A 10,594-nucleotide genomic window follows, 5' to 3' on the forward strand; every position below is an offset into this window, starting at 1 on the left:
TTACACGCGCTGCCGCCCGGAAACCTGGATCCCGGCCTGCGCCGGGATGACGTATAAATGACCCAGTTCGCCACGCAGTTCGTCAATATCGGCGAGCGTACCAACGTCACCGGCTCCGCCGCGTTCAAGAAGCTCGTCATGGCGGGCGACTATACCCGCGCGGTCGAGGTCGCGCGCGCGCAGGTCGAGAACGGCGCGCAGGTGATCGACGTCAACATGGACGAGGGGCTGCTCGACGCGCACCACGCCATGACGACGTTCCTGAAACTGATCGCCGCCGAACCCGATATCGCGCGCGTGCCGGTGATGATCGACAGTTCCAAATGGGACGTGATCGAGGCGGGGCTGAAATGCGTGTCGGGCAAGCCGATCGTCAATTCCATCAGCATGAAGGAGGGCGTCGAGCCGTTCCTGGTCCATGCGCGCAAGTGCATGAACTACGGCGCCGCGGTCGTCGTCATGGCGTTCGACGAGGTCGGGCAGGCGGATACGAAGGAGCGCAAGGTCGAGATCTGCGCCCGCGCCTATGACCTGCTGACCGGCATCGGCTTTCCGCCGGAGGATATCATCTTCGACCCCAACGTCTTCGCAGTCGCGACGGGGATCGAGGAGCATGACAATTACGGCGTCGACTTCATCGAGGCGGTGAGGGAGATCAAGGCGCGCTGCCCGCACGTCCACATATCGGGCGGGCTGTCGAACCTGTCGTTCAGCTTCCGCGGGAACGAGCCGGTGCGTCGGGCGATGCACAGCGTGTTCCTCTACCACGCCATCCCCGCGGGCATGGACATGGCGATCGTCAACGCCGGGCAGCTCGACGTCTATGACGCGATCGACCCGGAATTGCGCAATGCGTGCGAGGACGTGATCCTGAACCGCGATCCGGCGGCGGGCGACCGGCTGGTCGCGCTGGCGGAGAAATACCGCGGCACCGACGCGGTGGCGGAGAAGGCGGCGGCGGAATGGCGTTCGCTCCCCGTCACGAAGCGGCTGGAATATGCGCTGGTCAAGGGCATCGACGCGCATGTCGTCGACGATACCGAGGAATGCCGCCAGCAGTTCGCGAGGCCCATTGAGGTGATCGAGGGGCCGTTGATGGACGGTATGAACGTCGTCGGCGACCTGTTCGGCAGCGGCAAGATGTTCCTGCCGCAGGTCGTGAAGTCCGCGCGCGTGATGAAGAAGGCGGTCGCGCACCTCCTTCCCTTCATCGAGGCGAGCAAGGAGCCGGGCGCGAAGGGCAAGGGCAAGATCGTGATGGCGACCGTGAAGGGCGACGTCCACGATATCGGCAAGAACATCGTCGGCGTGGTGTTGCAGTGCAACGGCTTCGACGTGGTCGACCTGGGCGTCATGGTCCCGTGGTCGAAGATCCTGGCGGCGGCGAACGAGAACGATGCCGACATGATCGGCCTGTCCGGCCTCATCACGCCCAGCCTGGACGAGATGGTGACCGTGGCGGAGGAGATGAAGCGCGCGGGGATGACGATGCCGCTGCTGATCGGCGGCGCGACGACGTCGAAGGTGCATACCGCGCTGCGCATCGCGCCCGCCTATGACGGGCCGATCGTCCACGTGCTGGACGCCAGCCGCGCGGTAGGTGTGGCGACGACCCTCGTCAGCGAGACGATCCGCGACGATTTCGTGGCGAAGACCGCGGCGGATTATCAGGCGGTGCGCGACGCGCGCGAGGGGAAGGGGCAGAACGCACTCCTGCCGCTCGACGTCGCCCGGTCGCGCGGGATGGCGGTCGATTTCGCGCTGAAGGCGCCCGCGCCGAAGCGGCCGGGCGTGCATGTGTTCGACGACTGGGACCTGGCCGACCTGGCGAGCTATATCGACTGGACGCCGTTCTTCCGCGCGTGGGAACTGGCGGGGAACTATCCCGCGATCCTGACCGACGAGGTCGTCGGCGAAAGCGCGACCAGCCTGTATGCCGATGCGCGCGCGATGCTGGATCGGATCGTGGGCGAGAAATGGCTGACCGCGCGCGGCGTCGCGGGGCTGTGGCCATGTCATCGCCACGACGACGACGTGTGGGTGTACGACCGCCACAGCGTCGACCGGCGCACCCCCGACGGCGGCAGCGTGCCCGAGGGGTTCAGCCTGCCCGACCTGGACCGCCGCAACGAACATTCGACGCGGTTGCCCTTCCTTCGCCAGCAGATCGCGAAGCGCGAGGGGCGGGCGAACATGTGCCTGGCCGATTTCGTCGATCCCGCAGGCGACTGGATCGGCGGCTTCGCGGTCGGCATCCACGGGATCGAGCCGCACCTGGCGCGGTTCCAGGCGGGGCACGACGATTACAACGACATCCTGTTGAAGGCGCTGGCGGACCGGCTGGCGGAGGCGTTCGCGGAACGGCTGCACGCGCATGTCCGCACCGACCTGTGGGGCTATGCCGCGGGCGAGCAGCTGACCAACGAGGCGCTGATCCGCGAGCAGTATCGCGGGATCCGCCCCGCGCCCGGCTATCCGGCCTGCCCGGAACATTCGCTGAAGCGGACGCTGTTCGACCTGCTGGATGCGGAGGGGAATGCGGGGCTGGAGCTGACCGAGAGCTTCGCGATGCTGCCCACCGCGGCGGTCAGCGGCTTCTATTTCGGTCACGCGCAGGCCGAGTATTTCGGCGTTGCCCGGATCGGCGAGGACCAGGTCGCGGATTATGCGAATCGCCTGGGCGTCGACGTGGCGCGCGCGACCCGGCTGCTGCGACCGAATCTGGACTGATTCGACAGGGAACCGGAACCTCTGGTTACCGTTTCACCAACGCAGCGTCGTATTTATACCGCGCCGCACAAAAAAGTTCGTCCCAGAACGGGATTCGGGGTTCGAACGACTTGCTGCCGTAACGAAGTTGAATTAACCATCGTCGTTGACCGAACTTCCACCGCTCGTAAAAGGGATATCAGTATGAAGGCACTCGCTTTCGCATTCGCAGGCGCCGCTCTGGCGGTTGCCGCTCCGGCTTCGGCCGCCACGTACATCACGTTCGACGGTAACTCGGGCACGTACGGCAACGACCTGATCACGACGCCGTCGTTCACCGACACGTTCGACTTCACGCTCGACACGGCCGGCCGCTTCGGCGCCACGCTGTCGTCGGTCGCGGTCAGCGCTGCGACGAACGTCAACTTCTCGCGCGTGTTCCTGACCGGTCCCGGCCTGGGCGCCGGCATCGACTTCTCGCCCGTCGTGTCGGGCATCGTCGAGTTCCGCACGCTCGCGTCGACCTTCCTGAGCGCGGGCGACTATCGCCTGACCGTCTCGGGCACGTCGGGCAACGAGGGTTCCTACGCCGGCGACCTCAGCTTCGCCGCCGTTCCGGAGCCCGCGACCTGGGGTCTGATGATCCTCGGCTTCGGCATGGTCGGTGGCGCGATGCGCCGCCGCGCGGTGAAGACGGCCGTCCGCTTCGCCTGATCCTTTCTAGGATTGCGACAGACGCCGCCGGTCCCCTGGGCCGGCGGCGTTTTCATGTCCGCGATCCGTCCGGCGGCGTTGCCTGCGAGTCCCCGGCTCCCTAAGTGGAACCCATGTCAGGCTACGGCCCGCCCACGCGCTTCAACGAGGAAGCCGCCACCTTCACCGTCCGCGGTTCCGACGCGCCCGACCTGAAGGCGGGCGAGGCGGCGATCCGCAACGTCCTGAAGACGCTGCCGCTGAAGCCCGGCGTCTATCGCATGAACGATGCGAAGGGCGACGTGCTGTACGTCGGCAAGGCGCGCGCGCTGAAGAACCGCGTCGGCAATTACGTGCAGGTCGATCGCCTGCCCAAGCGGCTCCAGCGGATGGTGTCGCAGACGCGGTCGATGACGATCGTGACGACCAACAACGAGGCGGAGGCGCTGCTGCTCGAAGCGCAGCTCATCAAACGGTACCGCCCGCCGTACAATGTCCTGCTGCGCGACGACAAAAGCTTCCCCTTCATCCTGCTGCGGTCCGACCATGAGTATCCGCGGATCCAGAAGCATCGCGGCGCGCGGCGCGCGAAGGGCGATTACTACGGCCCGTTCGCCAGCGCGGGGAGCGTCAACAACACCCTCAACGCGTTGCAGAAACTGTTCCTGCTGCGATCGTGCACCGACGGTTTCTTCAAGACCCGCGACCGCCCGTGCCTGCTGTACCAGATCAAGCGCTGCTCCGCGCCGTGCGTCGGGCGGATCGACGCGGGCGATTATGCCGAGCTGGTATCCGACGCCAAGAAGTTCCTGGCGGGCAAGGCGACCGACGTGCAGGCGAAGCTGGGCGCGGAGATGACCGCGGCGGCGGCCGACATGGATTTCGAGCGCGCGGCGGTGATCCGCGACCGGCTGAAGGCGCTGACCTTCATCCAGGGGACGCAGTTCATCAATGCCGAGGACGTGGGCGACGCCGACATCTTCGCACTGGCCAGCCACGAGGGGCTGATCGGGATCGAGGCGTTCTTCATCCGCGGCGGGCAGAATTGGGGCCACCGCAGCTTCTTCCCCGCGCACACCGCGGACGTGGCGGAGGAGGAGGTGCTGAGCCAGTTCCTGATGCAATTCTATGAGGAGGTTCCCCCCGCCCGCACCGTGTTCGTCGACCGCGTGCTGCCAGAGGCTGCGCTGTTGCAGGAGGCGTTGAGCGGGCAGGCGGGGCGCAAGGTCAGCATGGAAGTGCCGCAGCGCGGCACGCGGCGGCGGCTGCTCGATCAGGCCAGGCGCAATGCGCAGGAGGCGCTGGAGCGCAGGCTGGCCGAATCGACGACGCAGGCGAAACTGAACCGCGAGGTCGCGGACCTGTTCGACCTGCCCGAGCCGCCGGACCGGATCGAGGTGTACGACAACAGCCACATCCAGGGGACGAACGCGCTCGGCGCGATGGTCGTCGCCGGACCCGAGGGATTCCGGAAGGGGCAGTATCGCAAGTTCAACATCAAGGACAAAAGCATCGTCCCGGGCGACGACTTCGGGATGATGCGCGAGGTCCTGACGCGCCGGTTCGCCAGGCTGTTGAAGGAAGGCGCGGAGGAGGAAGGCCCGGACCGCGATTCGGGCGAGTGGCCCGACCTGGTCCTGATCGACGGCGGGCGCGGGCAATTGAACGCGGCGAAGGCGGTGCTGGAGCAGCTGGGGATCGAGGACGTGTGCCTGGTCGGCGTCGCCAAGGGGCCTAACCACGGGCGCGAGGGGCGCGAGGTGTTCCACCTGATGGACGGGCGCGAGTTGATGCTGCCGGTCAATTCGCCGACCCTGTTCTACCTGCAACGGCTGCGCGACGAGGTGCATCGCTTCGCCATCGGCGCGCATCGGGCGAAGCGCGCGAAGGCGATGGGGGCAAGCCCGCTGGACGAGGTGCCGGGCATCGGCCCGGCGCGCAAGAAGGCGCTGCTGATGCATTTCGGCACCGGCCGCGCCGTGCGCAACGCCAGCCTGGCCGACCTGCAACAGGCCCCTGGCGTATCGGCCAGCGTGGCGCAGCAGGTGTACGACTTCTACCACGCAAAGTGATCTTGCCGCGCCCCGCGCGCCCCGGCACAAGCCGCGCATGACGATCGCCGACCTGATCGCGCGCTGGACCGGCACCGAGGGCGGGGCCGAGCGCGCCAATTACCAGATGTTCCTGAGCGAGTTCGCCCAGGCGCTGGCGCTGCCCGCGCCGCAACCGAAAGGTGCGGGGCTGGGCGATTACGAGTTCGAGGCGCCGGTCCGGTCGGAGGCGGCGCTAGGCCGTAAGGGGACGGGCCGCATCGACCTGTACAAGCGCGACTGCTTCATCCTGGAGGCGAAACAGAGCCAGTTGAAGCCGGGCGAGGTCGCGCCCGTGGACCCGGTCGAGCCGCCGCCGGCGTCGATCACCGACCTTTTCGGGCACGTCATCGGCATGGAGGCGCCCGCGCGCCCGGTGGCGCGCTACGATCGCCTGATGGCGGATGCGCGGTTGCAGGCGGAGCGTTATGCCTTGGCGTTGCCAGGCGATCATCGCGCGCCGCCGTTCCTGATCGTGGCGGATATCGGGCGCGCGTTCGAACTGTATTTCGACTGGGCTGGAAACGGGCGCGGATATGCCCCGTTCCCCGACGAGCGGCAGTATCGCGTCGGGTTGAAGCAGTTGGCGGATGATACGTTGCTGCCGGGCGTGGACCTGTCGGCGGCCGACCTGCTGCGCGCGATATGGACCGCGCCCGCGGGCGTCGATCCGCGGCTGAAGGCGGCGGAGGTCACGCGCGACATCGCGCGGCGGCTCAGCCGGGTCGCCGAGCAGCTGGAACGCGACGAGCGCAATCGCCACCCCGGCGCGATCGAGATCGCACTGGGGATAGAGGCGACCAGCCTGTTCCTGATGCGGATGCTGTTCTGCATGTTCGCGGAGGACGTGGGGCTGTTGCCGAAGGACAGCTTCAAATCGTTCCTGGAAGAAGCCCAGCGCAAATCGGTGCATTTCTGGCGCAACGGCCTGTCCGACCTGTGGTCGCGGATGAACGATGCGCAGGAGGTCAATCGCTACTGGCCCTACGGCGATGCGATCATCCGCTATTTCAACGGCAACCTGTTCGGCGGGACGCGAATTTTTGATCTGCCGGACGAATTCAAGAACGAACTGCTCGTCGCCGCCGCGAAGGATTGGCGCAAGGTGGAGCCCGCGATCTTCGGCACGCTGCTGGAGCAGGTGCTGACGAGTGCGGATCGCGCGAAGCTGGGCGCGCATTACACGCCGCGCGCCTATGTCGACCGGCTGGTCGAGGCGACGATCATGGACGTGTTGCGCCCGGAGTGGGACGCGACGCTTGAACGCGCCCGCGTGCTGGCGGATAGCGGAGATCGTGACGGGGCGGTCGCGGTGGCGCGTGCGTTTCATGCGCGGCTGGGCGAGTTGCGCGTGCTGGATCCCGCGTGCGGGACCGGGAATTTCCTGTACGTGGCGATGGAGCAGCTGTTGCGGCTGGAGGGCGAGGTTCGGCAATTCGTCGCCGGGCTGGACGCCGCATTCGTGCCGACGGTGCATCCGAACCAGTTCCTGGGACTGGAGCTCAACCCGCGCGCGGCGGTGATCGCGGAACTGGTGTTGTGGATCGGCTGGCTGCGCTATCGCCTCGCCAACACGCCGGAGGCGATCGGGGAGCCGGTGCTGCCGACGCTCACCAATATAAACTTCGGCACCCACGGTGGGTATGATGCGGTGCTGGTGCGGCTGCCGACCGGCGATCCCGACACCGCGAACCCGCGGCGGCCGGCATGGCCGGAGGCGGACTTCATCATCGGCAACCCGCCGTTCATCGGCGCGAAGTTCCTGCGCGAGCGGCTTGGCGCGAACTATGCCGAGGCGTTGTGGGCGGCGAACCCGCGCGTGGCGAAGTCGGCGGACTTCGTCATGCAATGGTGGGACCGGGCGGCGGATATCCTGACCCGGCCGGGAACGCGATTGCGCCGTTTCGGGCTGGTGACGACCAACAGCATCACGCAGGTCTTCAGTCGCCGCGTCATCGAGCATTGGTTGTCGATCCCCGTCCCCGTGCCTGTCACCGACGACGGCGATGGACCGGAGCGTCGTGCTTCGGGCGATCCGGGCGGAGACAGCTGCCCGGCGCCATCGGTCGATTCCCACGGCCCCATCCCCCGTTCCGGCGAGGACAGGGCCGGCGGCCTTCATCTCGTCCTCGCGGTCCCCGACCATCCGTGGACCCGCGTGACGAAGGACGCTGCGGCGGTACGCATCGCGATGACCGTGGCGGATGCGGGCGCGGGGACCGGGCGGCTGGTGACGATCGTGCGGGAACGCGCGATCGATACCGACGCGCCCGTCCTGGACGTGGCGGTCGATCATGGCGCGATCAACGCGGACCTTTCGACCGGCACCGACGTGACGAGGGTCGTGCCACTGCGCGCTAACGAGGGATTGGGTTCCCGCGGGGTGCAGTTGATGGGCGCCGGCTTCATGGTAACGGCCGCGCAGGCCAAATCGCTCGGACTGGGCACGCGGCCCGGGCTGGACGCGCATATCCGGGAGTATCGGAACGGGCGAGACCTGCTGCAACGGCCGCGCGGCGTGTTCGTGATCGACCTGTTCGGGCTGGACGAGGTGACGGTAATGGATCGTTTCCCGGAGGTGTACGACCACCTGCTGAAGAACGTACGGAATTCGACCGACGAGAAGGGGAGGCCCAACGGCAGGGCGGTCAACAACCGCGCGTCGTATCGCGATCACTGGTGGATCTTCGGCGAGCCGCGACGCGAGCTTCGCCCTGCGATCGCCGGAATCGCCAGGTACATTGCGACGACGGAGACGTCCAAACACCGGATATTTCAGTTCATCAACAGCTCGGTCCTTGCGGACAACATGATCGTCGTTGTCGCTGCTGATGATCCGACATTATTTGGCGTCTTGTCAGGACGGTTCCATCAGGAGTGGGTTCTGCACAGTGGCGGATGGCTGGGTTTTGGGAACGATAACAGGTACTCCAAATCTCTCGTTTTCGACCCGTTCCCCTTTCCCGACGCCACCGGCGCGCAGCGCGATACGATCGCGGGTATCGCGGAACGGCTGGACGCCACGCGGCGCACGGCGCTCGGCGAAAATCCCTCGCTGACGATGACCGGGCTCTACAATCTGGTCGCCGCGATCCGCGACGGCACGCTGTCGCCGCAGGACGAGTCGGCGGCGGTCAGGGCGCGGGCGCGGATCGTGGCGAAGCTGCACGACGACCTGGATGATGCGGTGGCGGATGCCTATGGCTGGCCGCGCGATCTGCCCGCGGCGCAGGTCGTCGCGCGGCTCGTCGCGCTAAATGCCGAGCGTGCGGCGGAGGAGGCGGCGGGCCATGTCCGCTGGCTGCGGCCGGACTATCAGGTTCCGCGCTTCGCCGTACCCCCCGTCGTCGCGGGGAGGCGTAAGGCGCGCCGGTCGCCGGCGGTCGTGCCGGGAGGCGGCACCGCGTAAGCCTCCCCTTTACCCCTGGCGCGCTATCGCGCCGCGCATGGCCGCCGTGTTCCTGACCATCGATACCGAGTTCGCGTGGCGCCATCATGCCGCCGGGCACGACGCCGCGACGATCCATGCGCGGTCGGTGGAGCCCGCGGGGGTGGGATTGACGGCGCAGCTGGCGATGCTGGCGCGGTACGGGTTGAAGGCGACGTTCTTCGTCGATCCGATGCCCGCGCTGGTCCATGGGGACGAGTGGATCGCGCGCATGGTCGCGCCGGTGCTGGCGGCGGGGCAGGAAGTGCAATTGCATTGCCACGCCAACTGGCTGGGCGCGGACGCGGTCGACCGGACGCGGCACGGGCGGTTCGAGCTGACCGACCACGACGCGGGCGCGCAGCGCGCGATGCTGGCGCGCGCGATCGACCTGCTGACGGCGGCGGGCGCGCCGCGCCCCGTCGCGTTCCGCAGCGGAAGCTATGCCGCGAACGACGATACGCTGCGCGCGCTGGCGTCGCTGGGCATCGCGTACGACAGCAGCCACAACGGCAACCACGCGCCATGGCCGAGCGCGATCGCGCTGCCCCCGGAACGCATCGCGCCGGTGCGGCGGCACGGGGTGGTGGAGGTGCCCGTGACGCAGGTGGAGGACCGGCGCGGGAGGTGGCGCAACGCGCAGGTGTGCGCGCTGTCGGCGGCGGAGATGCGCGCCGCGCTGGACCATGCGGTCGCGCACGATCATGCCACGGTGACGATCGTGGGGCACAGCTTCGAACTGGCGAACCGCGCCGGGACCGCGCCGAACAAGATGCATGTGCGCCGGTTCGAGGCGCTGTGCGAGACGCTGGCGGCGCGGCGCGGCGGATTGCCGACGACGCATTTCGCGGACCGGCCCGTGCTGCCGCTGGACCGCGACGACCGGCCGCTGGCGCGCAATGCGGTCCGGCGCGGGTGGCGGCAGGTGGAGCAGGCGTGGTCGACCCTGGTGGCGGAGCGCGCGGCGTGAGCGTTCTACGGTTCCAGGTCGGCGCGCGGACGCTGGCGACGATCCCGCGGCGGTTGCGGCGCGTGGGCCTGACGCTGGAACAGGCGGTGTCGGGCGCCGCGCCCGCGCTGCCCGCGCTGGACGCCGCCGACGACGGCTATGTCGTCACCTCGCTCCCCGACCATGTCGCCATCCCGTGGCAGGGGCTGGCGTTCGTGCGGCAACGGTACGTGCGCTATTTCGTGCAGCTGTCGGCGGGGGAGGCGGCATGGCGCGCGGGCCTGTCGGGACAGGCGCGATCGGGGTTGAAGCGGAAGGCGAAGAAGCTGGCGGCGGCGAACGGCGACGTGCTGGACGTCCGGCGATACCGGACCGCGGCGGAACTGGCCGTGTTCCACCCGCTGGCGCGCGCGGTGGCGCGGACGACGTATCAGGAACGGTTGCTGGGATCGGCGCTGCCGCAGGATGCGTCGTTCATGACGGGTCGCGAGGCGCGGGCGTGGCTATTGTTCCTGCACGACGCGCCGGTGGCGTACCTGTGGTGCGGGGCGGACGGGGACACGCTGCGCTACGATTACGTCGGGCACGATCCGGCGCATCACGCGCTGTCGCCGGGCAGCGTGCTGATGGAGGCGGCGCTGGTCGATCTGTTCGCGGATCGCTTCGCCCGTTTCGATTTCACCGAAGGGGAAGGGCAGCACAAGCGCTCGCTGGCGAGCGGCGGGG

General features: G+C 68.0%; 6 protein-coding genes. All 6 read left to right on the forward strand.

All coding sequences use genetic code 11. The features are described from left to right. The first annotated feature begins 57 nt into the window (after window positions 1-57). A complete protein-coding gene (gene metH / locus ASG29_RS05715; RefSeq protein WP_055981529.1) occupies window positions 58-2,730 on the forward strand; it encodes a methionine synthase in 2,673 nt (890 codons plus the stop codon). 183 nt (window positions 2,731-2,913) lie between these two features. Next, window positions 2,914-3,423: an FxDxF family PEP-CTERM protein gene (locus tag ASG29_RS05720; RefSeq protein WP_055981532.1), complete on the forward strand. Its 510-nt coding sequence runs from the start codon at window positions 2,914-2,916 to the stop codon at window positions 3,421-3,423. 113 nt (window positions 3,424-3,536) lie between these two features. Next, window positions 3,537-5,474: an excinuclease ABC subunit UvrC gene (uvrC, locus tag ASG29_RS05725; RefSeq protein ID WP_055981535.1), complete on the forward strand. Its 1,938-nt coding sequence runs from the start codon at window positions 3,537-3,539 to the stop codon at window positions 5,472-5,474. 37 nt (window positions 5,475-5,511) lie between these two features. Further along, on the forward strand, window positions 5,512-8,901 hold the full coding sequence (locus tag ASG29_RS05730; protein WP_055981538.1) for a DNA methyltransferase: 3,390 nt from the start codon (window positions 5,512-5,514) through the stop codon (window positions 8,899-8,901). 37 nt (window positions 8,902-8,938) lie between these two features. Continuing rightward, the gene (locus ASG29_RS05735; RefSeq protein WP_055981542.1) at window positions 8,939-9,889 is read left to right on the forward strand and encodes a polysaccharide deacetylase family protein; all 951 of its coding nucleotides are present in this window, start codon (window positions 8,939-8,941) and stop codon (window positions 9,887-9,889) included. Continuing rightward, a partial coding sequence (locus tag ASG29_RS05740) for a GNAT family N-acetyltransferase (protein ID WP_235532792.1) occupies window positions 9,886-10,594 on the forward strand: 709 nt, incomplete at its 3' end. The genes ASG29_RS05735 and ASG29_RS05740, both read left to right, overlap by 4 nt.

It is taken from the genome of Sphingomonas sp. Leaf412, assembly GCF_001425405.1.
GTDB lineage: Bacteria > Pseudomonadota > Alphaproteobacteria > Sphingomonadales > Sphingomonadaceae > Sphingomonas.